27 protein-coding genes and 1 pseudogene are annotated in these 26861 nt (G+C 73.6%); 13 read left to right on the forward strand and 15 right to left on the reverse strand.

Translation table 11 applies throughout. From position 1 onward, the window contains the following. Positions 1-12: 12 nt before the first annotated feature. From OSR43_RS21040 to OSR43_RS21075, 8 genes and pseudogenes are all read right to left on the reverse strand, one after another. On the reverse strand, positions 13-339 hold the full coding sequence (locus OSR43_RS21040; protein WP_302268786.1) for a (2Fe-2S)-binding protein: 327 nt from the start codon (positions 337-339) through the stop codon (positions 13-15). Beyond that, positions 336-1289 (reverse strand): dihydrodipicolinate synthase family protein, encoded by a 954-nt coding sequence (locus tag OSR43_RS21045; protein WP_302268787.1) that lies wholly within the window; start codon positions 1287-1289, stop codon positions 336-338. The genes OSR43_RS21040 and OSR43_RS21045 overlap by 4 nt, the downstream gene beginning before the upstream one ends. 127 nt (positions 1290-1416) lie before the next feature. Further along, positions 1417-2538 (reverse strand): annotated as a pseudogene (locus OSR43_RS21050) (NAD(P)/FAD-dependent oxidoreductase); the annotation flags it as partial. After that, a complete protein-coding gene (locus OSR43_RS21055; RefSeq protein WP_302268788.1) occupies positions 2535-4004 on the reverse strand; it encodes an FAD-dependent oxidoreductase in 1470 nt (489 codons plus the stop codon). The pseudogene OSR43_RS21050 and the gene OSR43_RS21055, both read right to left, overlap by 4 nt. A 3-nt stretch (positions 4005-4007) precedes the next feature. After that, entirely contained in the window at positions 4008-4865 is an 858-nt protein-coding gene (locus tag OSR43_RS21060; RefSeq protein ID WP_302268789.1) for an ABC transporter substrate-binding protein, read from the reverse strand. 79 nt (positions 4866-4944) lie between these two features. Then, on the reverse strand, positions 4945-5685 hold the full coding sequence (locus OSR43_RS21065) for an amino acid ABC transporter permease (RefSeq protein WP_302268790.1): 741 nt from the start codon (positions 5683-5685) through the stop codon (positions 4945-4947). Beyond that, complete coding sequence (locus tag OSR43_RS21070; protein ID WP_302271747.1) at positions 5685-6419, reverse strand: amino acid ABC transporter ATP-binding protein; 735 nt, start codon at positions 6417-6419, stop codon at positions 5685-5687. The genes OSR43_RS21065 and OSR43_RS21070 overlap by 1 nt, the downstream gene beginning before the upstream one ends. A 197-nt stretch (positions 6420-6616) precedes the next feature. Next, positions 6617-7582, reverse strand: a complete 966-nt coding sequence (locus tag OSR43_RS21075) for a VOC family protein (RefSeq protein WP_302268791.1) — start codon at positions 7580-7582, stop codon at positions 6617-6619. A 142-nt stretch (positions 7583-7724) separates the two neighbouring features. Between OSR43_RS21075 and OSR43_RS21080 the strand changes: the two genes are divergently transcribed. The 5 genes from OSR43_RS21080 to OSR43_RS21100 all read left to right on the forward strand — a co-directional run bounded on the left by OSR43_RS21080 (position 7725) and on the right by OSR43_RS21100 (position 12087). After that, entirely contained in the window at positions 7725-8600 is an 876-nt protein-coding gene (locus OSR43_RS21080; protein WP_302268792.1) for a TIGR03619 family F420-dependent LLM class oxidoreductase, read from the forward strand. Further along, positions 8597-9364 (forward strand): SDR family oxidoreductase, encoded by a 768-nt coding sequence (locus OSR43_RS21085; protein ID WP_302268793.1) that lies wholly within the window; start codon positions 8597-8599, stop codon positions 9362-9364. The genes OSR43_RS21080 and OSR43_RS21085 overlap by 4 nt, the downstream gene beginning before the upstream one ends. Further along, positions 9361-10146, forward strand: a complete 786-nt coding sequence (locus OSR43_RS21090; RefSeq protein WP_302268795.1) for an SDR family NAD(P)-dependent oxidoreductase — start codon at positions 9361-9363, stop codon at positions 10144-10146. The genes OSR43_RS21085 and OSR43_RS21090 overlap by 4 nt, the downstream gene beginning before the upstream one ends. A gap of 19 nt (positions 10147-10165) precedes the next feature. Next, on the forward strand, positions 10166-11029 hold the full coding sequence (locus tag OSR43_RS21095; protein WP_302268797.1) for an IclR family transcriptional regulator C-terminal domain-containing protein: 864 nt from the start codon (positions 10166-10168) through the stop codon (positions 11027-11029). A 125-nt stretch (positions 11030-11154) separates the two neighbouring features. Next, a complete protein-coding gene (locus OSR43_RS21100; protein ID WP_302268798.1) occupies positions 11155-12087 on the forward strand; it encodes a DMT family transporter in 933 nt (310 codons plus the stop codon). A 16-nt stretch (positions 12088-12103) separates the two neighbouring features. Here OSR43_RS21100 and OSR43_RS21105 read toward each other — a convergent pair whose 3' ends face one another. After that, a complete protein-coding gene (locus tag OSR43_RS21105) occupies positions 12104-13003 on the reverse strand; it encodes a helix-turn-helix transcriptional regulator (RefSeq protein ID WP_302268800.1) in 900 nt (299 codons plus the stop codon). Positions 13004-13183: 180 nt separating this feature from the next. Between OSR43_RS21105 and OSR43_RS21110 the strand changes: the two genes are divergently transcribed. Continuing rightward, positions 13184-14668: an MFS transporter gene (locus OSR43_RS21110; protein ID WP_302268801.1), complete on the forward strand. Its 1485-nt coding sequence runs from the start codon at positions 13184-13186 to the stop codon at positions 14666-14668. Positions 14669-14730: 62 nt separating this feature from the next. On the opposite strand, the gene OSR43_RS21115 is transcribed toward OSR43_RS21110, so the two are convergent. Further along, on the reverse strand, positions 14731-15759 hold the full coding sequence (locus OSR43_RS21115; RefSeq protein WP_302268802.1) for a YafY family protein: 1029 nt from the start codon (positions 15757-15759) through the stop codon (positions 14731-14733). 103 nt (positions 15760-15862) lie between these two features. Here OSR43_RS21115 and OSR43_RS21120 point away from each other — a divergent pair, with 103 nt between their 5' ends. Further along, a complete protein-coding gene (locus OSR43_RS21120) occupies positions 15863-16318 on the forward strand; it encodes a VOC family protein (protein ID WP_302268803.1) in 456 nt (151 codons plus the stop codon). A 113-nt stretch (positions 16319-16431) separates the two neighbouring features. On the opposite strand, the gene dnaB is transcribed toward OSR43_RS21120, so the two are convergent. Beyond that, positions 16432-17850, reverse strand: coding sequence for a replicative DNA helicase (gene dnaB / locus OSR43_RS21125; RefSeq protein WP_302268805.1), 1419 nt, complete (start codon positions 17848-17850; stop codon positions 16432-16434). Positions 17851-18369: 519 nt separating this feature from the next. On the opposite strand from dnaB, the gene OSR43_RS21130 reads away from it, so the two are divergent. Genes OSR43_RS21130 through OSR43_RS21140 form a run of 3 tightly spaced genes read left to right on the forward strand, consistent with a single transcriptional unit; the run spans position 18370 to position 21583 of the window. Next, positions 18370-19728, forward strand: coding sequence for an MATE family efflux transporter (locus OSR43_RS21130; RefSeq protein ID WP_302268806.1), 1359 nt, complete (start codon positions 18370-18372; stop codon positions 19726-19728). Then, positions 19725-20318, forward strand: coding sequence for a hypothetical protein (locus OSR43_RS21135; protein ID WP_302268807.1), 594 nt, complete (start codon positions 19725-19727; stop codon positions 20316-20318). The genes OSR43_RS21130 and OSR43_RS21135 overlap by 4 nt, the downstream gene beginning before the upstream one ends. A gap of 50 nt (positions 20319-20368) precedes the next feature. Beyond that, complete coding sequence (locus tag OSR43_RS21140) at positions 20369-21583, forward strand: hypothetical protein (RefSeq protein ID WP_302268808.1); 1215 nt, start codon at positions 20369-20371, stop codon at positions 21581-21583. 124 nt (positions 21584-21707) lie between these two features. On the opposite strand, the gene rplI is transcribed toward OSR43_RS21140, so the two are convergent. The 4 genes from rplI to rpsF form a co-directional block, all read right to left on the reverse strand. Next, positions 21708-22154, reverse strand: coding sequence for a 50S ribosomal protein L9 (rplI, locus tag OSR43_RS21145; protein WP_302268809.1), 447 nt, complete (start codon positions 22152-22154; stop codon positions 21708-21710). Positions 22155-22168: 14 nt separating this feature from the next. Next, on the reverse strand, positions 22169-22405 hold the full coding sequence (rpsR, locus tag OSR43_RS21150) for a 30S ribosomal protein S18 (RefSeq protein ID WP_154612378.1): 237 nt from the start codon (positions 22403-22405) through the stop codon (positions 22169-22171). A 122-nt stretch (positions 22406-22527) separates the two neighbouring features. Then, positions 22528-23160: a single-stranded DNA-binding protein gene (locus tag OSR43_RS21155; protein ID WP_302268810.1), complete on the reverse strand. Its 633-nt coding sequence runs from the start codon at positions 23158-23160 to the stop codon at positions 22528-22530. A gap of 133 nt (positions 23161-23293) precedes the next feature. Then, entirely contained in the window at positions 23294-23584 is a 291-nt protein-coding gene (gene rpsF, locus OSR43_RS21160; protein WP_166189603.1) for a 30S ribosomal protein S6, read from the reverse strand. A gap of 249 nt (positions 23585-23833) precedes the next feature. On the opposite strand from rpsF, the gene OSR43_RS21165 reads away from it, so the two are divergent. From OSR43_RS21165 to OSR43_RS21175, 3 genes are read left to right on the forward strand one after another with little or no spacing between them, the layout of a single operon-like run. Next, on the forward strand, positions 23834-24634 hold the full coding sequence (locus OSR43_RS21165) for a deoxyribonuclease IV (RefSeq protein WP_302268813.1): 801 nt from the start codon (positions 23834-23836) through the stop codon (positions 24632-24634). Between the two features lie 19 nt (positions 24635-24653). Next, positions 24654-25787 carry a peptidoglycan bridge formation glycyltransferase FemA/FemB family protein gene (locus tag OSR43_RS21170; RefSeq protein ID WP_302268814.1) on the forward strand — a complete coding sequence of 378 codons (1134 nt, stop codon included), beginning with the start codon at positions 24654-24656 and terminating at the stop codon, positions 25785-25787. Between the two features lie 16 nt (positions 25788-25803). Next, the gene (locus OSR43_RS21175) at positions 25804-26859 is read left to right on the forward strand and encodes an alanine racemase (RefSeq protein ID WP_302268815.1); all 1056 of its coding nucleotides are present in this window, start codon (positions 25804-25806) and stop codon (positions 26857-26859) included. Positions 26860-26861: the final 2 nt, after the last annotated feature.

The raw sequence follows: 26861 nt of genomic DNA on the forward strand, positions 1-26861 counted from the left end.
CAGCCGGCGCCGTCAGGCGTCGCCACGCCCTTCGGGGCCGACCTGGGTCCCGACGGCCATGCCGTCGCGGACCCAGGTCATGCACGCCCGGGTGTTGGGGACGTCGTCGACGACGACGAGGCACTCGAAGCAGACGCCCATGCCGCAGAAGAGCCCCCGCGGCTCGCCGTCCGCGGTGCGGCGCAGGGCGAGGTCGCCGCTGTCGGCGATCATCGCGGCCGCGACGCTCTCGCCGACGTAGCAGTCGACCGAGCGGCCGTCGACGGTGATGCGCGCGCGCGGGCCGCGGTCGACCCCCGGCTGGGGGTCGATCCGGGCGCTCCTGCGGTCGCGGCTCACGCCGGCTGGTCCTGCCGCTCGTCCGCGGCCAGCAGGCCCTCGCGGACGAGGACGGCGCGCATCTCGGCGAGAGCGGCGGGGTCGGTGACGGGCAGGCGGGGACGGCGCACGTGCCCGGCCGGCTGGCCCAGCATGTGCATCAGGGCCTTGAGTTGGCTCTGGTAGGCGCCGTACTTGCCGGCCCAGCCGCCCGGCAGCCACAGCTGCGGGAAGAGGCGGTCGGAGCGCACGGCGTGCGCGCGGGCGGCGTCGATGTCGCCGGCCCAGACGTCCTCCCAGTACTGCGGGTCGGGGCGCCCGAACAGCGAGCCGCCGCCGACGGTGCCGTCACCGCCGTGCGTGGTGAGCTCCTCGAGGCCCCGCTCGCCGAGGTAGGGCCCGAAGACCCGCACCCGGTCGCGGACCCGGCGCGAGGTCGCGAAGAACTGGTCCGCGTCGGGCGTGCTGTCCTTGATCGCCACGATGTTCGGGACGTCGGCGAGCCGGTCGGCGAGCTCGGTGTCGATGTCCACGCCGCTGCCCCAGGGCCAGTTGTAGACCGTCAGCGGGCCGTCGACCAGCGCGCTGATCTCCTCGTAGAACGCCACGACCTCCGGCGCGAAGAGCTTGGCGTAGGGCGGCGGCGAGACGAGCACGCCGTCCACCCCGGACGCCAGGGCGTGGCGGCCGAGCTCGGCGCTCTGCTCGGCGGTGTACGCCGTGCAGCCCACGATGACGCGCAGGCGGCCGGCGGCCTGGGCCGCGGCGGCCTCGGCGACCTGTCGCCGCTCGTCGTCGGTCTGGGAGAACCACTCGCCGCAGGTGCCGTTGACGACGATGCCGTGCATGCCCTCGGCCACGTAGTGGTCGACCAGCGCGGCGAGCGTGTCGAGGTCCAGGTCGCCGTCGGCGGTGAACGGGGTCACGAAGGCCGGGAAGTAGCCCTGCCAGTCGACGTCGTCGCGGTTCATGTGTGCGTCTCTCCTCGGGTGGTGGGGCTCGCCGGGGGGGCGTCCCTCAGGTGTGCAGGCGGTCGAGCGCGTAGCGCTCGGGAAAAGGGTCGTGCTCGCCGGGTCGCACCATCTGCTCGGCGAGCTGGCGAGCGAACATCGGGCTGAAGGTGAAGCCGGTGCTGGCGACGCAGGCGTGGAAGCCCGGCACCCGCCGCGACTCCCCGACCACCGGGGACATGTCGTCGGTGAAGACGATGACGCCGGACCAGGTGCGCACCACGCGGGCGTCGCCGAGCCGGGGCACCACGTCGAGGGCGACGTTGACGTTGCCCGCGGCGCTCTGCCACCGGGTCGGGTAGCGGCGCGGGAGCGGCACGGCCGGCGAGGGCCAGCCGCCACCGATGATGAAGGTGCCCTGCTCGCTCTGCTTGAGGGTGAGCCGGCGCCCGATGTGCTGGACCATCGAGGGCAGCAGCGCCGGGCGGCGCTCGGTGACGTTCACGTGGAGGCCCTCGTGGCGCACGGGGAAGCGCAGGCCGACCATCGCGGCCAGCTCGCCGGACCAGGCGCCCGCGCAGTCCACGACGCGGTGCGCCCGCACGGGCCCGGCCGTGGTCTCGACGGTGAACCGGTGCGCCCCGCCGGCGTGCTGCTCGACGCTGCGGACGCCGACGTGGGTGCGCACCTCGGCGCCGTGCTCGACCGCGCGGGCGGCGTACAACGGGGTCACCGCCAGCGGGTTGGCGTGCCCCTCGGCCGGGCAGTACGTCGCCGCGAGGACGCGGTCGGAGAAGTACGGCGCGCGGTCGCGCAGCTCCGCGCCCGTGACCACCTCGGTCTCGATGCCGGCGAGCAGCTCGAGCTCGTGCTTCTCGTGCAGCACGCGCACCTGCTCCGGGGTCTCGGCGACCATCCAGCCGCCGGTCTGGTGGAGGTCCACCGACCCGTCGAGCTCGCGGTCGAGGTCCTGCCACAGCGCGTAGGCCTCGAGGCTCAGCCGGGCGTCGGCGAGCAGCCGGTCCCGGTCCGCGCCGGTCCCCTTGCCCGAGAGCTGGTGGATGGCCAGCTGGAGGTGGAAGCTGCCGGCGTTGGTGCCGGAGGCCTCGCGGTTCAGCTCGCCACGGTCGAGCAGCACCACCTCGACGCCCTCCCGGGCGAGGTAGTAGGCCACGGCGGCGCCGGCGATCCCGCCGCCGACGACGACCACGTCGGTCTCCTCCGGCAGCGGCGCGCGGAGGGAGGCGAGGGGTGGCACGGCGGCCGTCACGAGCGGTCCTCCTGCTCGGCGACGAACAGGCCGGGATCGGCGACGGTGGCGTCGGCGATCGCCCGGATGGGCACGGGCCGCAGCGGCATCCGCGGGGTCGCCAGGTCGATCTCCCCCACCGGACGGCCGTGGGTGCGGGCGACGAGCGCGGCGACGTGGCGCTGGCAGTTGCGGCCCTGGCAGGGGCCCATGCCGGCGCGCGTGACCGCCTTGACCACGCTGACGTCGTCGGTCGAGGCGACGGCCCGCACGAGCTCCTGCTGGCGGACGTTCTCGCAGCGGCACACCGTCGTGGTGTCGTCGGCGAGCTCGTGGATGCCGTCGCCGACCCGGTACATCCGCCGGGTCGCACGGGCCAGTGCCCGTCGGCGGCGCAGCCGGCGGCGCGGTCCGGCCGCGCGGTCCTCGACGGTCGCCCGGTCGAGCACGCCGGCGTCGAGCGCCACGCCGAGGGCGGCGAGCTCCCCCTCGTCGATCGCGACGTAGGAGCCCTCCACGCCGGTGCCGTCGCCCGCGGCGTACACGCCCGTGGTCGAGGTGCGGCCCCAGTCGTCCTTGGTGACCACCCGGCCACCGAGGTCCTCGTCGTGCTCGGTCGAGCAGTCCAGCAGGCGCAGCAGCTCCAGCGAGGGGACGAAGCCGTAGCCGACGCACAGGACGTCCGCCTCGACGGTCTCCTCGGTGCCCGGCACGGGCCGCCAGTCGCGGTCGACGGCGGCGTGGACGACGCGCTCCACGCGTCCCTCGCCCTCGGCACGGACGACGATGCGGCCGTAGTGCAGCGGCACGCGGTGGCGGAGCAGGCCCCCGCGGTAGCGGGCGGCGTCGCGCAGCAGCGAGGTGTTCCCGCGCAGCGCCGCGGCGACCCGCAGCGCGTCACCGGGGCGCGGCGCGGGGCCGGCCTCGAGGGCGGCCACGAGGTGCGCGCCGTAGTGCGCGAGCTGGGCGGGGAAGGCGAGCGCGACCGGGCCGGAGCCGGCGAAGACCATCCGCCGCCCCGGGAGCACGGCCTGGCTCTTGGCCATCGACTGCATGCCGCCGGCGGTCACGACGCCCGGCAGGGTCCAGCCAGGGAAGACCACCGGCCGGTCGTGCGCGCCGGGTGCGACGAGGACGCGGCGGGCGCGCAGGGTGGTGGCCGGCTCGCCGTCCCGGACGAGCACGACCGCGAAGCCGTCCTCCTCCTGCTCGGCCGCCACGACCGAGGTGCGCAGCGCGACCGCGGCCTCCGAGCGCTCGACCGAGGCGATCAACGACCGGCCCGAGCGGGTCTGGCGGTCGGCCGCAGCCGGGTCCGTGACGGTGAAGCCCGGACCCGGCTGCTTGTAGATCTGGCCGCCCAGCGACGGCCGCTCGTCGACGAGCAGCACCTGCATGCCCGTCCCCGCCGCCGTCCGGGCGGCGGACATCCCTGCGGGTCCGCCCCCCACGACGAGGAGGTCGAGGTGCTGCGCGTCGTCAGGCACAGGTCAGCACCCACCCGGCATGGTCGGGAAGTCGTCGACGCCGAAGTTCTTGCTGTACGCCGCGGCGAGGTCGCCGCCCTCCTGCGCGTCGCACAGGAACTCGTCGAGCTGCTCGACCAGGGCGGTGTTGCCCTTCTGGACCGCCCAGCTGCCGTAGCCGATGGCCAGCGGCTCGGGCAGGTCGGCGACCTTCAGCTCGCCCTCGTTGGCCTCGATGTACTGCGCGAGGATGTAGTCCTCGAGCACGGCGCCCTGGGCACGACCGGTCGCGACCTCGAGCAGCGCGGAGTTCTGCTGGCCGAAGCCCTCCACCGACGCGTTCGGGAAGGTGTCCTTGGCCAGCTGCTCGCCGGAGGAGCCCTGGAGCGCGGTGATCGTGTTGCCCTCGACGTCGTAGTTCTCGATGGTGAACGGGCCCTCGTCGTCCTCCGGGACGGCCAGGACGCTGACGTAGGGGACGTACTCGCGGCTGAAGTCGACGACCTGCTTGCGCTCGTCGGTGGCCGTCAGGCCGACCGAGACCATGTCGAACTTCTTCGACTGCAGGCCGGGGATGAGGCCGTCGAAGTCGAGGTTGACGATGTCGAGCTCGACGCCCATCTCGTCGGCGAGCTGCTCGAGCAGGTCGACGTCGTAGCCGGCGGGCTCGTTGTTCTCGTCGAGGTACATCTCCGGCTCGAACTGGAGGTTCATGCCGACGGTGAGCACGCCGTCCTCCATCAGGCCCGAGCCACCGCCGGACCCCTCCTCGGAGGAGGCGTCGCTGTCACCGCCGCAGGCGGCGAGGGACAGGGCGAGGACGAGCGAGGTGCCGACGACGGCGGAGCGTCGCCACAGCGACGTACGGGTGTTTGCGGGCACAGCAGTTCCTTCCGGAGGGGTGTATCGGTGGTTGGTGCGGGATTGACCGGGCCACCGAGATCACCCGGACGTGTGTGGGTCAGGCCGCCAGCTCGGTGATGAGGGCCTGGATGCGCCGCTGCTTGCGGCCGCGCAGCAGCTTGGAGACGCCGCCCTTCGGCGGGCTGGAGAGCGAGGCCTCGAGCAGCCGGAAGAGGAGGTCGACACCGAAAGCCGCGAGCACGTAGATGGCGGCGGCCGCCGTGTAGAGGACGAAGGGCTGGAAGGTCTGGGCGTTGACGTTCTGGGTGACCCGGACGACCTCGAGCAGCCCGATGACCGTGAAGGTCGAGGTGTCCTTGATCATCCCGATGAACATGCTGCCGATGTTGGGCAGCGCGATCTTGAACGCCTGCGGGGCGACCACGGAGGAGAAGATCCGGGCGTCGCGCATGCCGAGGGCCTGGCCGGCCTCGCGGTGGCCGTGGGGCACCGCCTGGAGGGCGGCGCGGAAGATCTCGGCCATGAACGCGCTGTAGAGCAGCGAGAGCGCGATGACACCGGCCTGGAAGACGCTGAAGTTCACCCCGAGCAGCAGCGAGACGCCGAAGTAGATCCAGATGACCGTGACCAGCGCCGGCATGCCGCGGAAGACGTTGATGTAGATCGCCGCGATCCACGACATCGGTGCCTTGCCCATCCGCAGGATGGCCAGGCCCAGGCCGCCGACCGTCGCGATGACCAGGGCGACGACCGACACCTCGAGGGCGGTGAGCAGTCCTCGGAGCAGGTCGCCCCGGTAGTCCCAGACGAGGGACCAGTCGTAGTCGGTGATTCCCATCAGCGCACCGCCCGGATGAAGTCGCGGGTGCGCGGGTTGGAGGGCTCGTCGAAGATCTCGGCGGCCCCCGTCTCCACGATCGCACCCTGGTCCATGAACACGTTGAGGTCGCCGATCTCGCGGGCGAACCCGAGCTCGTGGGTGACGACGACCATGGTCATCCCGGCGTCGGCGAGCTCGTGCATGACGCGGAGCACCTCGCCGACCAGCTCGGGGTCGAGCGCGGAGGTCGGCTCGTCGAACAGCATCACCTTGGGGTCCTGGCTCAGCGCCCGCGCGATCGCGACCCGCTGCTGCTGACCGCCGGAGAGCTGGCCGGGGTAGTGGGCGGCCCGCTGGAGCAGGCCGACCTGGCGCAGCGACTCCGCCGCGCGGCGCATCGCGTCCTCCTTGCTCATCCCCTTGACCGACCGCAGCGGCAGCGCGACGTTGTCGAGCGCCGTGAGGTGGGGGAAGAGGTTGAACTGCTGGAAGACCATTCCGACCTTGCGGCGCAGCTCCATCGGCTTGCCCCGGCGCACCGACTTCTCGCCGGCGAAGCCCGGGCCGTACTCGACGCCGTCGACGCAGACGGAGCCGCAGTCGGGCTCCTCGAGCAGGTTGATGCTGCGCAGGACCGTCGACTTGCCCGACCCGGAGGGTCCGAACAGGACGACGTGCTCGCCGGCGTGCACGTCGAGGTCGATGCCGTGCAGGACCTCCAGGCTGCCGAAGGACTTCTTCAGCCCGCGCATCCGCACGACCGGCTCGCCGGCGGCGGCGGTGGACGCGAGCGGGCCCCGGGCCGTGGCCGGCGACGCCGGGACGGACGCGTGGGAGGCCGGCTCGGCGGGCGTCGCGGCGGACCCGTCGGGCGGCAGCGCCGGCGGGGTGACCGGCGGGGTCACCGCGTCGGTCGTGACGGCACTCGGGCCGGTGGGTTCGAGGGTGCTCATGCGCGTACCTCCGTCACGCAGACGTACAGGTCGTCGGGGTCCTTGAAGTAGGCGTAGCGCCAGGTGCCGCCCTCGCCGACGTCGAGCGCGGCGGGCTCGCCGACCAGCTCGATGCCGAGACCACCGAGGTGGTCGACCGCGCTCTCGAGGCAGCGTGCGCCGATCGCGAACTCGAAGGTGCCGAGGTGGCCCCACTCGCCGCGCATGTCGGGCGAGGCGGGGTAGTGCTGCACCGGCTCCAGGGCACCGCCGATGGGGCTGGTCAGCAGCATCATCCGCTGGCGCGGCGGCGTCCGGTCGCCGAACCAGGGGTGCATCGGCTCGAAGTACCCGTCGGACTCGAAGAGCTGGCCGGTGAAGCCGAGCGCCTGGTAGAAGGTGCGCGTCCGCTCGATGTCGGTGACGCCGAACGCCACGTGGTTGACCCCGTGCGGGCCGTCCTCGAGCGGCCAGCCGGCCGCCAGCGTGGACCACTCGATCAGCTCGATCTTGGCGCCGTCGGGGTCCTCGACGTACGACAGGCCGCAGTGGGTCTGGTACGGGTCGAGGTCGGCCTCGTTGGGGTCCATCAGGTTGGTGTGACCGCGCGCGACCAGCTCCGCGTGGAACTCGGCCTGGCCGTTGACGTGCACGCAGACCTCGCAGATGCCGGGCTCGCCCCACGCCTGGCCCTCGGGTCGGGGTGGGGGCGTCCGGTCGAGGACCTGGACCAGCTTCACGCCGGCCCGCCCGAGCACCGTCGGGGTCCCGGCACGCAGGTAGAGCACCCGGGCCCGGGTCTCCGCGTGCCCGGTGAGACCGGAGATCCCCGGCAGGGTCCCGGTGTAGTCGAAGGACTCGTCGGTGAAGCCCAGCTCGCCGTAGAACGACCGGGCCGCGTCGATGTCGGTGACACCGATGCCGATGTGGTCGAGGCCGACGAGGGTGCCGAACTGCCGGTGTGTCGGCGTGGAGACTGCCATCCGCGACGAATTCCTCTCGGAGTGGGGACGCATCGGGGAGGATGTTCGCAGATCGGTGTGATGTGCGCAATACGTACGGACTAACCGCTTTGCGTTTTTTTGTGCGCTTGACGCACACCTGACGGCTCGCGACACTGACCTCGTGCCGATCGCCCTCGGGGTCAAGCTGCCCCACACCGGACCCGTCGATCCTTCCTCGATCCCCGCCCGCGCGCGTGCGTTGGAGGAGGCCGGTTTCGACTCGTTGTGGGTCAGTGACCACGTCGTGATGCCGATGACGATCGGGTCCTACTACCCCTTCGCCGACGACGGCCGGGCGCCCTGGACCGGCGACATCCCCTACGTCGAGGCGCTCGTCGCTCTCGCCGCCGCCGCCGTTGCCACCGAGCGGGTGCGGCTGGGGACGGCCGTGCTGGTCCTGCCCCAGCGCAACCCGGTGCTCCTCGCCAAGCAGGTCGCGAGCCTCGACGCCCTCAGCGGCGGCCGGATCGAGCTCGGGGTCGGCGCGGGCTGGCTCCAGGAGGAGTTCGCCGCGCTCGACTCGCCGTTCGAGGAGCGGGGCAAGCGGATGGAGGCCTGGCTCGGGCTCCTCCGCGACCTGTGGACCGGTCGCCCGGCGGCCAACGACGGGGTCTACCCGCTGGCCGACGGCCTGGTGCAGCTGCCCGCCCCCCCGCACCCCGTCCCGCTCCTCGTCGGTGGGCACACCAAGGCCGCCTTCCGCCGCGCCGGTTCGCTCGGCGACGGCTGGCTGGCCCAGCAGGCCGTGCCGGCCCTCGACGTCGACCACCTGGCCACCGAGGTCGACGCGGTGCGCGCCCAGGCCGAGAAGGCCGGCAAGGACCCCGCCGCCCTCCGCTTCGTCCTGCGCCTGGTCGAGTCGACCGGGCAGGAGGCGGTCGTCGCCTCACGACTGGCCGACCTCGACGCCATCGGGTTCCACGAGGTCGTCGTGGACACCGCTCTGGACGGCGACCCGGCAGCGGTCCTCGACGTCCTGCGCGAGGCCACCCGGTGACCACCGCTGCCCCCGAGGCACCCCTCCTGCCCGGTCGTCGCGTCCTGGTCACCGGCGCCCGGCGCGGCCTCGGCGCTGCCATGGTCGAGACCTTCGCCGCGATGGGGGCCGGCGGCGTCGCCGTCGACCTCCCGGGCACCCCCTGGACGCTCCCGGCCGGGTGGACCGGAGTCGACGCGGACGTCACCGACGAGGCGCAGGTCGCCGGCGCGGTCGCGCACGCGGCCGGCCACCCGGACGGCATCGACGGCGTGGTCGCCGCGGCCGGCGTCGTACCCACCTGGCAGGAGCCGGGCGACCTCGACCTCGACGACCTCGACCGGGTCCTCTCGGTCAACGTGCGCGGCGTCGCCGCCGTGCTCAAGCACGCGGGCGCGGTCCTGCGGCCAGGGTCCTCCGTCGTGGTCGTCGGCTCGCTGAACTCCTGGCGCGGCGACCCGCGGATCTGGTCCTACGTCGCCAGCAAGCACGCCGCCCTCGGCCTCGCCCGCTCCGCGGCGGCCGCGCTGGGCCCCGACGGGGTGCGGGTCAACTGCGTCGCCCCGGGGCCGGTCGCGACCGACGCCCTGCTGGACCGGATGCGCTCGCGGGTCGGCAGCACCGGCCTGAGTCCCGAGCAGGCGCTCGCCGCGGCCGCGGACCAGACCGCGCTGCGGCGCACCGCGACGACGGCGGACGTGGTCAATGCGACCGCGTTCCTCCTCAGCGACCTCGCCGCGGGCATCACCGGCCAGCTGCTGCCCGTGGACGGAGGCCTCCTGTGAGCGCCTCCGCGACACCCGCACCCACCGGCGCGCTGGCCGGTCGCACCGTCCTGCTGACCGGCGCCTCCGGCGGCATCGGCTCCGCGACGGCGCGGGCCCTGCTCGCGGCCGGCGCCGACGTCGTCGGCCAGTACCGCACCGGGCGGGCGGCGGCCGAGGCCGCCGTCGCCGGACCGCACCGCGACCGGGCGCATCTCCTGGAGGGCGACCTGTCCGGGCCGGACGCCGCGCGCCGGCTCTGGGCCGACGCGGAGGCGGTGCGTCCGATCGACGTCGTCGTCGTCAACGCCGCCACGATGGCGCCCACCCCCTTCGACGGGACCGACGAGGAGTGGGACGCCGGCTGGGAGCAGTCGCTGGCCGTCAACGTCCTCGGCGCCGGCGCCCTGCTGCGCGAGGCCGTCCGCGCCTTCGCCGGCCGGGGCGGCGGCACCGCCGTCGTGGTCTCGAGCTGGGCCGCCGAACAGGGCTCGCGGATCCTCGACGTCAGCGGGTACGCCGCGTCCAAGGCGGCGATCCGCAACCTCGCGCAGACGCTCGCCCGCCACCACGCCCGCGCGGGGGTCCGGGTCCACGTCGTGGCGCCCGGCGTCGTCGACGCCGGCATGGGTATCGCCGACCAGGACTCTGAGCACCGGCAGGCCGTCGCCGAGGGACTGGCCATGGGGCGCCTCGTCTCACCGGACGAGGTCGCCTCCCTGATCACCTACCTGGCGTCCGACGCGTGTCCTAGTCTCTCCGGGGCCACGCTGGACCTGAACGGTGCGTCCTATGTCCGGTGAAGTGGATGGGAGAACTCGGGTGGCGACGACGAGGTCGAGCGATGTCGACGAGCAGGCGGAGGCCGCGATGACGGAGCCGGCGATGGCGGAGTCCGAGGAGGCCTCGAGCGGGAAGCACCGCGACTTCGTGCAGTCGCTCGAGCGCGGGCTGGCGATCATCCGGGTCTTCGACGCCGACCGGCCCCGGCTGACGGTCTCCGAGATCGCCCACCTCGCCGGCCTCACCCGGGCCGCCGTGCGCCGCTTCCTGTTCACCCTCACCGAGCTCGGCTACGTCCAGACCCACCGTGACGGCTACCAGCTGACCCCGCAGGTGCTGGAGCTCGGCTACTCCTACCTCTCCTCGCTGACCTTCCCCGACGCCGCCTTGCCGCACCTCGAGCGGCTGGTCGCCGAGACCGGCGAGGCCAGCGAGGGCTCGGTCCTGGACCGCGGCGACGTCGTGTACGTCGTGCGGGTGCCCGGGCCGGCCCTGATGACGATCTCGGTCAGCATCGGCGCCCGCCGGCCGGCGTACGCGACGTCGATGGGGCGGGTGCTGCTGGCGAACCTGCCGCCGGCCCAGCTCGACGCCTACCTCGAGAACACCCACCTGGACCCGATCCTCCCGAACACGATCACCGACGTGACCGCCCTCCGCGAGGAGCTCTCGAAGGTCAGGCAGCAGGGGTACGCCCTGGTCGACCAGGAGCTCGAGATCGGCCTGGTCGCGATCGCGGTTCCCGTCCGCGACCGGCACGGGCGCACCCGCGCGGCGGTCAACCTCTCCACCCACATCGGGCGCAGGTCCGCCGCCGACATGGTGGCGCTCGCGCCGCGGGTGCAGCAGGCCGCCGCCGACATCGAGCTGGGCATGCGCCACTCCGTCAGCTGGTCCGACTAGCCACCCGGGCCCCGCGCCACCCCCAGCCGTCACCACCCGAGGACCCGCGACCCGGCGGGTCGCGCGGTCCGTCACGCCCTCCTGCAAGAGAGGCCGGCATGTCCTCCGACCCGACGGGGCCTCCCGTGCGCGCCCGCACGGCCGTCGCCTTCGTGGCGCTCGGCCTGGTGTGGGGCACCACCCCGCTGACCATCAAGGCCGGCCTGCTGGCGGACTGGCAGCCGCTGTGGTTCTGCGCGCTGCGGCTGCTCGGCGCCGCGGTCGTGCTGGCGCCGCTGCTGCTGACGTCGTACGCCGGGCGGCCGCTGGGTCCGGCCGGCTGGCGGGTGATCTGGCCCGTCGGGGTCTTCGGCATGGCGGTCAACTTCGGCGTCACGGTGTGGGGCCAGCAGTTCATCGGCGCGGCGTTGGCCAGCCTCATCGCCGGCACCCAGCCGGTGACGACCGCGCTGGTCGTCCACCTCGCCCAGCGCCGGGTGCCGACCCGACGGTTCGCCGCCGGCCTGACCCTCGGGATGGTCGGCATGGTGGTCGTCTTCCGCGGCGCCGGGGTGCCGGGCCCGAGCGCGGCCGCGGGCGCCGCCGCCGTGCTGGCCGGGGTCACGATCTACGGCGCGGTCTTCGTCTACATCAAGGCCCGCCTCGGCGGGCTCAACCTGCTCCGCGTCGTCGCGGGCCAGAACCTCATCGGCGGTGCCCTGGTCGCGCTCGCCGCGGTGGCGTTCGAGGGGTCGGTGCGGCTGCCCGGCGGGACGCAGGCCTGGTCGGCCTACACCTACCTGACGCTGGTCAGCTCGATCGTCGCCCTGCTCCTGGCCAACTGGCTCATCGGCCGGATGGGTGCCGCGCGGTTCAGCGTGCTGTCGTTCGTGACCCCGCTGGTCGGGGTGGCCGCCGGCGTCGTCCTGCTCGACGAGACCCTCGACGGACCGACCCTCGTGGGAGCCGCGCTGGTCGGCACGGCGCTCCTCGCCACCCTCGGCCCGGAGGCGGAGGCAGTAGGACCGCTGCCGGCCGGCGAGACCGCTCGCCCCGACGGACCGCAGGGCGGCCCCTGAGGGGCACCGATCCGCCCTAGCCCAGTGACCTGGACCGGACAGGCGCCGGGCGCTCCTCCCGGGCGACGGCGTCGAGGAGCGCCAGCGCGTGCTGGGCCGCGCTGCCCTCCGCTGCGGTGTAGGTCAGCAGGCGGTGCCCGGGGTTGTCGGGCAGGTGGAGGACCTCGAAGCCGAGCTCGACGGCCCCGATCTCGGGGTGGTCGAGCCGCTTGCTCCCGCTCGTGCAGCTGTGGACGGGGTGCTTGGCCCACAGGCGCGCGAAGTCGCGGCTGCTGATGCAGAGCTCGCCGACGAGGTCGGTGAGCTTCCGGTCATCGGTGTGACGACCGGCGACGAGCCGCAGGGAGGCCACGGCCCGCGACGCCTCCTCGTCCCAGTCCGCGTAGAGCTCGCGGGTGTGGGGGTCGAGGAAGAGCATGCGGGTGAGGTTCGGCCGGACGCCGGCCTCCTCGGGAGCTGCCCGGTCGACGTGCCCGGCGACGAGAGCGTGGCCCAGCCGGTTCCAGGCGAGCACCTCGGTCGAGCGGCCCAGGACGACGGCAGGGACGGCGGTCATGGCCTCGATCAGGTGCCTGGTGCCGGCGCGCACGTGGTCCCGCCTGGGGCTGCGGAGAGGCGTGGCGGCCCGCGGGCGCGCCAGGTCGTGGAGGTGGGCCCTCTCGTCCTCGCTGAGGGCGAGTGCCCGCGCGAGGGCGTCGACGACCGACGCCGAGGCGTTCGTGCTCTGCCCCTGCTCCAGCCGCGTGTAGTAGGTGGCGCTCACACCCGCGAGCAGCGCCAGCTCCTCACGCCGCAGGCCGGGCACGCGGCGCGCCCCGTGGGACACGATGCCGGCGTCCTCGGGCGTGATGCGTGCCCGACGCGACCTCAGGAACTCCCCGAGCGCAGCCGGGGGCGGTGCTCCTCGTCCATCCACCCGCCCAGTGTCGCCCGAGGACGCGACAGGCGCCTGTCCCTGGCAGGGGTAGGCACGGCCGGCGTAGGCGCGCCGGGCGTGGGCGGGCCGGGGGCCTGGCTGACCTCCGGCGGCTGTCGGACGCTCGTCCGCAGCACGACCCCAGCCCTCGCCCAGCCCTCGACCGGAACGGACCCGCGCATGTCGCACCTCGACGAGCACGCCCCACCGACGCCCTCCGCACCCGGCCCTCCCGCCACCGGCGCCGCGACGAGCGGTCGCGAGCGCCTGGTCCTGGCGGTGCTGCTGACCGCCGGTTTTACGCTCGCGGTGGACTTCTCCATCCTCAACGTCGCCCTGCCCGCCATCGGCACGGACGTGGGGTTCGCGCTGGAGGACCTGCAGTGGGTGACCACGTCGTTCGCCCTGTTCGCAGCCGGCTTCACCCTGTTGTTCGGACGGGTCGCGGACCTGTTCGGACGCCGCCGGCTGTTCCTGCTCGGCATGGTCCTGCTCGCCGTCTCCTCGCTGGTCGGAGGTCTGGCCACGACTCCCGGGGTCCTGGTCGCGGCCCGGGTCGCCCAGGGCCTCGCGACCGCGATCGTCACCCCGGCGGCGCTGTCCCTGCTCACCACGTCGTTCGCCGAGGGACCTCGTCGCGACCGCGCGCTGGGACTCAACGGCGCGCTCATGGCCGCGGGGTTCACCACGGGGGCCGTGCTCGGCGGCGTGCTCACCGACCTGCTCTCCTGGAGGTGGGCGTTCCACGTCAACGTCGTCGTCGCCGTGGTCGTCCTGGCCGTCGCCCCCGTCGTCCTGACCGAGAGCAGACCCGAACGTCGCCCTCGCCTCGACGTGCCCGGCGCCGTCACGGTGACCCTGGGCCTGCTCGCGATCGTCTACGGGCTCACCGTCGCGGGCGAGCAGTCCTGGCAGGACCCCGCCGCGCTGGTCCCGCTGCTCCTCGGTGCGGTGCTGCTGCTCGTCTTCCGCGTCGTGGAGAGCCGCGTCGAGGAGCCGCTGGTCCCCTTCAGCCTGCTGGCGCGGCGTGCCGTCGGGTGGGGCAACGTGGCCGGCCTGATGGCGTTCGTCACCGAGACGTCGCTGGTGTTCCTCCTGACCCTCTACCTGCAGGACGTGCTCGACTACTCCGCGCTCGCCGCCGGGCTCGCGTTCGCCGTCCTCGGTGCGGGCACCGTCCTCGGCGGCCTGGTCGCCCCGAAGGTCATCGCTGCCGTCAGCAGCCCCCGGGCCATCGTGGGCGGCCTCGTCGCCCAAGGGGTGGCGACCGGGTCGCTGGTGCTGCTCGGGACCTCCCCGGCCTTCATCGTCCTGCTGCTGGTCGCGACCTTCGTCGGCGGCGTCGCGAACCTGGTGGCCATCGTCGGCTTCATGGTCTCCGTCACCGCGGGTGTCCCGGACGACGAGCAAGGACTCGCGACGGGGCTCGCGACGATGAGCCAGCAGGTCGGCATCACCCTGGGCATCCCGGTGATGTCGGCGATCCTCACCGCCACCGTCCACACCCGTGACGCCGCGACCGACTCGACCGACTCCTCCGGCATCCTGACCGGCCTCACCGTCGCCATCGGCGCCAACGCGGTCCTCTGCCTCCTCACCGCGCTGCTCGTGCACGCCTTCCTGCGCACGCCGGGACGACGTTCGTCGACTCCCCGCACCCCGTGACCGCGGTGATGGTGCGGACCTCCCGCCGCTCCGACCCCGAGCGGTGGCCGGCCGTGCCGGTGTCAAGACGTCGACTCCCGGGCATCCGTCAACCCCGTGCCGGCATCACCGCTTCGGGCTGTCGTGGCGTACCGCGCCGCCAGGACGCCGAAGGCGTCCGCGAGCGCCGGGGGGCCGACGACCTCCATGGCGACCTCGAAGCGGCCGAAGGAGGCGGCCAGTGACGCCCAGGACCACGAGCCGACCTCGAGGCTGCACCGGTTCTCGTCGATGGCTCGGACGACTCCGTCACCGGCGAAGGGCAGGACCTCGCGGGCCGGGAGGTCGAGGACGACGGTGCCGCGGCACGGCCACTCGTTGACGTCGCGCCCCTTGAACCGTGCGGACACGAACTCGTGCACGTCGCCGCCCGGGACCTCGCGCGGCGTGAAGCGCGGCCCGGTCGGGACGCGGGGGGTGATCCGTTCGACGCTGAACAGGCGCCAGTCCTCCCGGTCGAGGTCCCAGGCGAGGAGGTACCAGCGCCCCTGCGAGGCGACGACGTGGTGCGGCTCGACCCGACGCGGCGGGAGGGTCGGCCCTGCGTCCGGGTCGGCGTCGCGGGCGGCGTAGTCCAGACGCAGCACCTCGCGGGCGCGGACGGTGGTGGCGAGCGAGACGAGCACGTCGGTCGAGACCCGCGCCGGGGCTCCGCTACCAGGGCGGCCGGTGATGGCGGTGACCTCGAGGGCGTCGAGCCGGTGCCGCAGCCGTGAGGGCATGACCTGCCGGATGGTCGCGAGCGCGCGGATCGCGCCCTCCTCGATGCCCACGCCGGCGGCTGTGGCCGTCCGCAGGGCGACGGCCACAGCGACGGTCTGGTCGTCGTCGAACAGCAGCGGCGGCAGCTCGGTGCCCGCCCCGAGGCGGTAGCCGCCCTCCGGCCCCATGGTCGCCTGGATGGTGTAGCCCATCTCGCGGAGCCGGTCGATGTCGCGCCGCACCGTGCGGTCGCTGACCCCCAGCCGCTCGGCCAGCAACGAGCCGGGCCAGTCCCGACGGGTCTGCAACAGCGACAGCAGGTCGAGGAGACGCGATGCGGTGGTGGTCATGGTCCAGGTTCGCCTCGGTCTAGGACGAGAACCGTCCTAGTCGTGCCGAAGGGTATCCCTTGCGCGGCCGGTCCGGCCGCGCAACACCTCGCAAGGAGCAGCCATGACCATCCAGACCACTCCCCACCTCAACTTCCGCGGCGACGCGCGCGCGGCGCTCGAGCACTACCAGTCCGTGTTCGGTGGGCACACGGTCATCAACACCTACGCCGACCTCGGGATGCCGAAGGAGCTCCCGGGCGCGGAGAACGTCGTGTTCGGCCTCGTCGCCTCCGAGAACGGCTTCCGGGTCATGGCCTACGACATCCCGGGCGAGACCGGCGGCACCATCGTGGGCGGCACGTCCACCAGCCGCGAGAACGGCACCACGATCACCGACCAGGCGCTGTTCGTCTCGGTCAACGCCGACACCCTCGAGGAGGCGCAGGGCTACTGGGACGGGCTCGCCGCCGACGCCACCGTCGTCGAGCCCCTCGCCGCGTCCGCGTGGAGCGCCGGCTTCGGCATGCTCACCGACCGCTTCGGCGTCACCTGGAGCGTCGGCGTCACCGCCGCTTGACCCCGCCGCGCCCTCGGCACGCGCACCCGACGGAGCCTCGGGCCCGCCGACCTGCCCGACACGGATCGGCGGTCCGAGGCCGAACCGGTCGTCATCGCCGCAGGCGGCCGTCCTCAGTGCGCCATGTCGACGAAGCGCGAGTAGTGGCCCTGGAAGGCCACGGTGATGTCGCGGGTGGGGCCGTTGCGGTGCTTGGCGACGATGAGGTCCGCCTCGCCGGGGCGGGTCGACTCCTTCTCGTAGACGTCGTCACGGTGCAGGAGCACCACCATGTCGGCGTCCTGCTCGATCGAGCCGGACTCACGCAGGTCGCTCATCATCGGGCGCTTGTCGCCGCGCTGCTCGGGGCCACGGTTGAGCTGGGAGAGCGCGATGATCGGGATCTCCAGCTCCTTGGCGAGCAGCTTGATCTGCCGGGAGAACTCCGAGACCTCGAGCTGGCGGGACTCGACCTTGCGACCCGACGTCATCAGCTGGAGGTAGTCGATGACCATCAGCTTCAGGTCGTGGCGCTGCTTGAGCCGCCGGGCCTTCGCGCGGATCTCCATCATCGTCATGTTCGGGCTGTCGTCGATGAAGATCGGGGCCGAGGAGACCTCGCCCATCTTCCGGGCCAGCTTGGCCCAGTCGTCGTCGTTCATGTTGCCGTTGCGGATGTGGTTCAGCGGCACCTTCGCCTCGGCCGAGAGCAGGCGCATGGTGATCTCCGAGCGCGTCATCTCCAGGCTGAAGAAGCAGCTCGTGAGGTTGTTGTGGATCGAAGCTGCCCGGCAGAAGTCCAGCGCAAGGGTCGACTTGCCCATGGCGGGACGCGCGGCGACGATGATCATCTGGCCCGAGTGCAGGCCGTTGGTCAGGTCGTCGAGGTCGGCGAAGCCGGTCGGCACGCCGTACAGGCCCGCCTCGCGGTTGCTGATCGCCTCGATCTCGTCGAGGACGCCGTCCATGATGTCCGAGAGCGGGACGTAGTCCTCGCTCGAGCGCCGGTCGGTGATCTGGTAGATCTCGGCCTGCGCCCGGTCGACCACGTCGTCGACGTGGCCCTCGCCGGCGTAGCCGATCTGCACGATCTTGGTGCCCGCGTCGACCAGGCGGCGCAGGATCGCCTTCTCCCGGACGATCTCGGCGTAGTAGGCGGCGTTCGCCGCGATCGGCACGTTGGCCGAGAGCGTGTGGAGGTACGGCGCGCCGCCGACCCGCTGGAGCTCGCCGCGCCGCTGCAGCTCGGCCGCGACGGTCACCATGTCGACCGGCTCGCCACGCCCGAAGAGGTCGATCACCGCGTCGTGGATGGTCTCGTGCGAGGGCCGGTAGAAGTCCGGCCCACGCAGCACCTCGGTCACGTCGGCGATCGCGTCCTTGGAGATGAGCATCGCGCCGAGCACCGACTGCTCCGCCGCCATGTCCTGCGGCGGCGTCCGGTCACCGGGCGCCGACGGTCGCTCGCCCGGCGCGTACGGCGCGGGGCCGTCGCCCCACTCCTCGAACGGCGGCTCCGGCACGCCCCGCGTGTCCGACTCGGCGATGCTCACTCGTGCCCCTCCCGTGCGCTCGTGACCGGTCCTGCGGTGCCGGCGCCCGTCCGGGCCGGCCCGCTCCCGACAGTAGGGAGGACCACTGACATCGGCCCGTGACCCCCGGACCGTACGTGGCCCCCGGCGTCCGGCGACACCACCTTGTCCACAGGTCCTGGGGATAACCGGGGACAACCCGTGGACGACACGCAGTGGACTGTGCACAGCTTGGGGAGTTCGCTGTGGAGACACCTCACCCGGATGGAGCGCGCACCCCGCTGACCTGCGGAAACGCAGAAGCATGGGTGTGGACGGAAACTATTTGCGCGTGGATGTCGATCCCCGGACCGCCGGGGACCCGCTCCCGGCTGCTTTGTCGACAAAGCGGGTGACAGGCAGGGTTTCCACAGACCACCCGAGGTTATCCACCGGTCTCCCGGTACTACTCGGGTAGGGGACAGGAGGGCCGAAAGCCTCTTACCGGGACTAGGCCGCCCGACCAGGCGGCGCGGCCGAGCGGCTGACTAGGCTGGTCCGGTGCGGAGCGAGCGGGACGGTGCCCTGGACCGCGAGATCTGGCGCCTGGCCCTCCCCGCCTTCCTCGCGCTCGTCGCCGAGCCGCTCTTCCTCCTCTCCGACGCGGCCATCGTCGGGCACCTCGGCACCCCGGAGCTGGCGGGCCTCGGCGTCGCCGGCGTCGTCCTGCAGACCGCCGTCGGCCTGTGCGTCTTCCTCGCCTACGGCACGACCGCCGCCGTCGCGCGCCACGTCGGTGCCGGCGACCCGCGCGGCGCCCTCGCGCAGGGCGTCGACGGGGTCTGGCTGGCCGTGCTGATCGGGACCGTCGTGACGGTGCTCGGCGTGCTGCTGACCGAGCCGCTCGTCGCCGTCTTCGACCCGAGCACCGCCGTCGCCGAGCACGCGACGACGTACCTGCGGATCGCCTTCCTCGGCACCACCCCGCTCCTCGTCATGCTGGCGACGACCGGGGTGCTCCGCGGCCTGCAGGACACCCGCACGCCGCTCGTCGTCGCCGTGGCCGGGAACGCGCTCAACATCGCGCTCAACCTGCTCCTCGTGTACGGCGTCGGTGGCTGGGACGGGCTCGGCCTGGCGGGGTCCGCGATCGGGTCGGTGCTGGCGCAGGTGGCGAGCGCGACGGCTCTCCTCGCGGTCGTGGTCCGGGGAGCGCGCCGCGCCGGCGCGCCCCTCGGCCCCGACCCGCGCGGCATCCGCGCGGCCGGCCGGGCCGGCGTCGCGCTGGTCGTGCGCACCCTGACCCTGCGCGCCGCCCTGCTCGCGACGACGTACGCCGTGACCCTCGGCGCCACCGGGCGGGACCAGGAGGTCGGTCTGGCCACCCACCAGCTCGCCATGACGCTGTGGACGTTCCTGGCCTTCGTGCTCGACGCGATCGCCATCGCCGCCCAGGCGATCACCGGGCGCTGCCTCGGCGCCGGCGACGTCGCGGGCACCCGCGCCGTGACCGACCGGATGGTCCGCTGGGGCGTGGTGAGCGGCGTGGTCACCGGCCTGCTGCTGGCCCTCGCGAGCCCGGCCCTCGGCCACCTGTTCACCGCGGACCCCGACGTGCGGGCGCTGCTCGTGCCCGTGCTGGTCGTGGCAGCGCTGGGCCAGCCGGTCGCCGGCGTCGTCTTCGTCCTCGACGGGGTGCTCATCGGCGCCGGGGACGGGCCCTACCTCGCCCGCGCGGGCCTGGTGGTCCTGCTCCTCCACGCGCCGGCGGTGCTGGCGGCCGCGCTGCTCGGCGGCGGCCTGGTCGTCGTCTGGGTGGTCTTCGCCGCCGTCTTCATGGGCGCGCGCCTCGCCGTGCTCGTCCGCCGGGCGCGCGGCGACGCCTGGCTGGTCACCGGCGTCCGTAGCCTGACCCCGTGAAGCCCCTCCAGTCCGTCGCCATGGGGCTCGTCGTCGTCGGCCTGACCGCGGCGTTCGGCTCGTACGACGCGCTGGCCGACCCACTCGGGTGGGTGCTGGTGCTCCTCGGGGTCCTGCGGCTGCCGGCGGACGTCGAGCGCCGCACCGTCCTGACCGCGCTCGCGGCACTCGCCGGTGCCGTGTCCGTCCCGCTCTGGCTGCCCGCCGTGGCCGAGGCGGTCGCGGACCTCGACGCGTCGGTGTCGTGGGCGCTCGCGCTCCCCCAGCTCGGCTTCGTCGCCGTGCTGTGCCACGTCCTGGCCCGCCGGGCCTCCGCGGCCGGCGACGAGCCGGCCGCCCGGCGGCTCCGTCTCGCGGTCACGCTGACCGCGGTGGTCGCCGCGCTTCCGGTGCTCGTCCTGGGGGCGGGCGTCGAGGTGCTCGGGACGCCGGCGGCCGCCCTGGCGGTGCTGACGCTGGTCCTCGTCGTGTGGCAGCTCTTCGCCTGCTCGGGCCGGCCCTGGGCCGGCGCACCGGCCCCGCTCGACGCCCCCCGGGCGCCGGGCCGTCCCGGCGGCGACAGCCCCGCGGCCGACCGGTCTGGACCATAGCCTCACCGGGCTCCGGCCGTTGTGTCCCGCAGAAGAGAGAGGGAGGCACCGTGCCCACCACCCGTCTGCGCCGGCTCGCCGTGCTGCCCGCGACCGCCCTGGTCCTCGCCGGCCTCGCCGTGCTCGGCCCGGTCGCCGCGCCCGCGGCCGCCGAGCCCGGCTGCCTCAGCGAGGCCGTCACCGGCCAGGCCCTCCCCGGCATCCTCGGCGCGACCTGCGACGACGAGGTGCCGCCGGTCGTCGACGGCGAGGTCGTGGTCACCCCGGCCCCGCGCGCCCAGGGCTGGGTGGGCAGCAAGCAGCTGACGTTCTCCTTCACCGGTCGCTTCACCGACGCCGACGCCGACGCGCTCGGCTTCCAGTGCCAGCTCTCCTCCCGGACCACCGCCGACCAGCCGTGGACCGCCTGCGGGACCTACGACGCAGCCGCCGAGGTCTGGCGGCAGTCCTACAACGGGCTCGAGGAGTCCGAGGCGCTGCCGTACACGTTCCGGGTGCGCGCCGTGGACACCGGCGACGCCGCCCGGGACCCCCGGTCCACCTGCGGCCTCGGGTGCAGCACCGCGCGGACCGACCTCGACGACGTCTCGGCACCCGCCACGGTCCAGGTGCGGGTCGACACCGTCGCGCCCGCGGGCTCGGTCCGCGTGAACGGCCTGGTGGACGAGGAGAACCCGACGTGGCCGATGGTCACCTCGCGCACGCTCCAGGTCGTGCTCGGCGCGGGCGGCAGCCAGGACCGCAGCCCGGTCGGCTTCTCCTGCACGCTGACCGGGCGGGCCGTCCCGTGCGCCCTGGGCCCGACCGACCTGCGCGACCTGCCGCCCGGCGACCAGCGCTTCGAGGCCGTCGCCCGCGACGCCGCCGGCAACGTCGACCCCACCCCCTCGGTGCTGACGTTCTCGGTGCCCCGCGACCTCGCCGCCCCGAAGCGCTCCGGGTGGAAGCAGGTGCGCCAGGGCGGCTACTTCGACGGCGACTTCCTGCAGACCACCCGGCTCGGCGCGACCGTCTCCGCGCCCGGCAGGAACGTCCGGGAGCTGCGCCTGGTCGCCCCGCGCGGCCCGGGCCTGGGCAAGGTCTCGGTGCGGGTCGGCCAGGGCCGGTGGTACACCGTCGACCTGGGCGGCCCGAGCTACGAGCGCTTCCACGTCTACCAGGTCCGCGACCAGTTCGAGCCGCTGGTCAGCGGCCGGGTGCAGGTGCGGGCGGCCGAGCTCGGCCGCGGGGAGACCGTCCGCGTCGACGCCGTCCTCGCCCACTGACCGGCCAGCCGCCGGGACAGGCCGGCGGCCCCGGCGTACGACGCAGGGGCCGCCCCTCCTCGCGGAGGGGCGGCCCCTGTCGTCGGTGCAGGTGGTGCGTGCTGCCGCGAGCGGCAGCGGAGGATCAGGCCGGGATGACGTTGAGGGCCACCGTGGCGGACACCTCGTCGTGCAGCCGGACCGAGACCTCGTGGTTGCCGAGCGCGCGGATCGGGTTCTTGACCGCGATCGTGCGCTTGTCGACGGCCTCGCCGGAGGTCGCCTGGAGGGCGTCGGCGATCTCGGCGGTGGTGACGGCGCCGAACAGGCGGCCCCCGGCACCGGCGCGGACCTTGACGGCCACCGCGTTCGCCTCGAGCTTGGCCTTGATCTCCTCGGCGTGGCCGAGGTCGCGGACCGCACGCGTGGCGCGGGCGGCCTTGATCGACTCGACGGTCTTCTCGGCACCGCGCGTCCAACGGATCGCGACGCCGCGAGGGACGAGGTAGTTGCGGCCGTAGCCGTCCTTCACCTCGACGATGTCACCGGGGCCACCGAGACCGGTGACCTCCTGGGTCAGGATGAGCTTCATCGTTCCCGCTCCTCTCAGCGACCGGTCGAGGTGTAGGGCAGCAGGGCGACCTCACGGGCGTTCTTGACGGCCGTGGCCACGTCGCGCTGGTGCTGGACGCAGTTGCCGGTCACCCGACGGGCGCGGATCTTGCCGCGGTCCGAGATGAACTTGCGGAGGAGCGTGGTGTCCTTGTAGTCGACACCGGTCGCCTTCTCCTTGCAGAACTGGCAAACCTTCTTCTTGGGCTTGCGCATCACTGCCTTGGCCATTGTGGTGCTTCCTTCCTAGAAGCCCGACCCGGCGCCGCCGCGAGGGCGGGCAGGGGCGGAATGGTTGAGGGATGTGCGTGGATGGTGGTGCTGGACCAGCTGGTGGGCCGAGGAGCCGAGGCTCAGAACGGGGGCTCGTCGGAGCCCACGCCCGGTGCGCCCCAGGGGTCGTTCGCGGGAGCGCCGCCACCCTGGGGTGCGCCGCCTCCGTAACCGCCCTGGCCGCCGCCGGGAGCGCCGCCGCCGTACCCGCCCTGGCCGCCGCCCTGGCCGCCGCCCTGGCCGCCGCCGCCCTGCTGGGGCGCCGGGGTGGCCCACGGGTCGTCCCCGCCGGAAGCGGCACCGCCGCCACCGCCGGAGAACCCGCCACCGCCGCCGCCACCACCGGAGCGCTGGGCCCGGGTGACCTTGGCCGTGGCGTACTTCAGCGACGGACCGACCTCTTCGACCTCGATCTCGAAGACGGTCCGCTTCTCGCCCTCACGGGTCTCGTACTGGCGGGACTTCAGGCGGCCCTGCACGACGACACGCATGCCGCGCTGCAGGGACTCGGCGACGTTCTCCGCCGCCTGACGCCAGACCGAGCAGGAGAGGAACAGCGCGTCGCCGTCCTTCCACTCGTTGGACTGCCGGTCGAAGGTGCGCGGCGTCGACGCGATCCGGAAGTTCGCCACGGCCGCACCCGAGGGGGTGAAGCGCAGCTCCGGGTCGTCGACGAGGTTGCCGACCACCGTGATGACGGTCTCGCCTGCCATGAGGGTCTCCTTGGCTTCGTGCTGGTCAGAGTCGTGTGTGCGTCCCGCTCATCGTTGCCGGTGGCACCGACGTCGGGAAGGGGTCATCCACAGGGACGACGTCCGTGAGGGTCCCGGCTGTGCCGGAGCCACCTCAGCGAGCGTCGGGCCGGATGACCTTCGTGCGCAGGATGGACTCGTTGAGCGTGAGCTGACGGTCGAACTCCTTGACCGTCGCCGGCTCGGCGTTGATCGAGATCACCGCGTAGATGCCCTCGGCGTTCTTCTTCACCTCGTAGGCGAGGCGACGACGTCCCCAGACGTCGACGGACTCGACCGAGCCGCCGTCGTTGCGGATGACGTTGAGGTAGCGGTCGAGCGAGGGCTGAACGGTGCGCTCGTCGAGGCTGGGGTCGAGGATGACCATGACTTCGTAGGCACGCAAAGCGGTCTCCACCTCCTGTGGACTTCGGCGGCCACGGTCTCTCCGTGGCAGGAGGGCTTGCGTCCCGCCGGCAGCAGGAGCCGCACGACGGGTGTCCGCCGCTCCCGGTCCCGTCGGTGGGTGGTCGCGTGCGGACAGGACAAGGTACCAGCGGGCGCGGACCGCCCCGAAATCACGCGCCCACGGCCGCGGGCGCGGTCTCCGCCCGTGCCCCGGGCACCGTCGGCGGCTCCTCGTAGGGTGGCGCGCATGGCCACCCCCCTGTCGATCGGCGCCCACGTCGACCAGACCGACCCGATCGCCGAGGCGCAGGCGCGCCAGGCGCCGCTCGTGCAGTTCTTCCTCGGCGACCCGCAGGACTACAAGGGTCCGCAGGTGCGCTACGCCGGCGGCGCGGCCGCGCTCAAGGAGGCTGCCGAGGCCGCCGGGGTGGACCTCTACGTCCACGCGCCGTACGTCATCAACGTGGCCACGACGAACAACCGGATCCGGATCCCGAGCCGCAAGCTGCTCCAGCAGCACATGGACGCCGCCGCCGAGGTCGGCGCCCGGGGGCTCATCATCCACGGCGGCCACGTCAACAAGGCCGACGACCCCGAGAAGGGGTTCGACAACTGGCGCAAGGCGATCGAGGCGACCGACATCAAGGTCCCGCTGCTGATCGAGAACACCGCCGGCGGCGACAACGCGATGGCCCGCCACCTCGACCGGATCGGCCGGGTCTGGGACGCGATCTCCACCGCCGAGGGGTTCGAGGACGTCGGGTTCTGCCTGGACACCTGCCACGCCCACGCGGGCGGCAACGCGCTGGAGACGGTCGTCGACGACGTACGCCGCATCACCGGGCGGATCGACCTGGTCCACTGCAACGACAGCCGCGACGACTTCGACTCCGGCGCCGACCGGCACACCAACTTCGGGTCCGGCCGGATCGACCCCGAGCTGCTCGCCGGCATCGTGCGCGACGCGGCCGCACCGGTGGTGTGCGAGACCCCTGGCGACGCCGAGCAGCACCGGGCCGACTTCGCCTGGCTGCGCGAGCGGGTCTGAGGACAAGTAGCCTCGCCACGTGCTGACCGTCCGCGAGATCTCCGAGACCGAGCACCTCGCCTTCGTGCGGGCGCAGCGCTCCGCGTCGTTCCTGCAGACCCCCGCCTGGGGCAAGGTGAAGTCCGAGTGGCGCCGCCAGTCCATCGGCTGGTTCCGCGACGGCCAGGACGCCCCGGTCGGCGCGGCGCTGGTGCTGTACCGCCAGCTGCCGAGGGTGCGCCGCTACCTGGCCTACCTGCCCGAGGGCCCCGTGCTCGACTGGGCCGACGAGGACCTCGCCGCCTGGCTGGCCCCGATGGCCGCCCACGTCAAGGCGCAGGGCGCCTTCGGCGTGCGGATCGGGCCGCCGGTGGTCACCCGCCGCTGGGACGCCGCGACGATCAAGGAGGGCATCGCCGACGAGGGGGTGCACCGCCTCGGTGAGCTCGCACCCACCGAGCGCGACGGGACCGGCGCCCGGGTCGTCTCCCAGCTCCACGAGCTCGGCTGGCGCTCCCAGGCCGTCGCCGGCGGCTTCGCCGCGGGCCAGCCGCAGCACGTCTTCCAGGTCCCCCTCGCCGGGCGGTCCGAGGAGGACGTCCTGGCCGGGATGAACCAGCTGTGGCGCCGCAACATCAAGAAGGCCACCAAGGCCGGCGTGGACGTCACCTCCACCAGCACCGCCGAGGGCATCGGCGCCGAGCTCGAGGCGTTCCACGACCTGTACGTCCACACCGCCGAGCGGGACCGGTTCACCCCGCGCCCGCTGTCGTACTTCCGCACCATGGTCGAGGCGCTCGCCGCCGAGGAGCCCGACCGGATCACCCTCCACCTGGCCCGCCACGAGGGCGACCTGGTCGCGGCGACGATCGCGATCCGGGTCGGGGCGCACTCCTGGTACTCCTACGGCGCCTCCTCGACCGAGAAGCGCGAGGTGCGGGGCTCCAACGCCGTGCAGTGGGCGATGATGCGCGGTGCGATCGCCGCCGGCGCCGACGTCTACGACCTGCGCGGCATCACCGAGACCCTGGACCCCGACGACCCGCACGTGGGCCTGATCCAGTTCAAGGTCGGGACCGGCGGCGAGGCGGTGGAGTACGTCGGCGAGTGGGACCTCCCGCTGAACCGGCCGCTCTACCGGGCCTTCGACCTCTACATGAAGCGCCGGGGCTGAGCATGGGAGCAGCGCGATGAGCCTCGTCCTCCACGTCGCCGGCGACCGCTGGCGCACCCACCTGCGCTCGGTGGCCGACGCCCACCCGGGCCTGGTCCCGGTGTGCAAGGGCAACGGCTACGGCTTCACCCTGGGGCGGCTGGCCCGCAAGAGCCAGTGGCTCGGCGTCGACACGATCGCCGTGGGGACCTACGACGAGCTGCCGCACGTCGCGAGCCGCTTCGACGGCAGCCTGCTGGTCCTCACCCCGTGGCGCCCCTTCGGTGCCGCCCTCGACGTCGACCCGGCGCTCGGGGACCGCGTCGTCCACACCGTGAGCCGCCCGCAGGACGTCGACGACCTGCTCGGCCGCCAGCCCGACGCCCGCCTGGTGCTGGAGCGGATGACCAGCATGCAGCGCCACGGCCACTCCGCACGCGAGCTGCGCGCCGCCGCCCGCAGCCTCGCCGGGCACCCGCGCGCCCGCCTCGAGGGCGTCGCGCTGCACCTGCCGCTGGCCCAGGGCTCCCACCTCGGCGAGGTCGACCGGCTGCTCAACGACGTCGTCGCCGCCGAGCTCGGCACGCGCACCATCTGGGTCAGCCACCTCACCGACGCCGAGCTCGCCACGCTCCGCGCGTCGTACGCCGACTACGACATCCGTCCGCGGACCGGGACCGCCCTCTGGCTCGGCGACCGCGGCGCCCTCCGCGTCACCGCGAGCGTGCTCGACGTCCACCCGGTCGAGCGCGGCGACTCCTTCGGCTACCGCGGGCGCACCGCCCCGAAGTCCGGTCACCTGCTCGTCGTCAGCGGGGGCACGGCCCACGGCATCGGCCTCGAGGCACCCACGGGGGACTCCAGCATCCGGGCCCGCGCGGCCACGCTGGCGCGCGGGGGGCTCGACGCGGTCGGCTTCGTCCGCTCGCCGTTCTCCATCGACGGCAAGCAGCGGCTCTTCGCCGAGCCGCCGCACATGCAGGCCTCGATGCTCTTCCTCCCGCACGGCTCGCGGGTGCCCGAGGTGGGCGACGAGGTCGACGTGCGGGTGCGGTTCACCGCGACCGCGTTCGACCGCGTCCTGGTCGAGTAGGA

The organism is Nocardioides sp. Arc9.136 (genome assembly GCF_030506255.1).
Lineage (GTDB): Bacteria > Actinomycetota > Actinomycetes > Propionibacteriales > Nocardioidaceae > Nocardioides.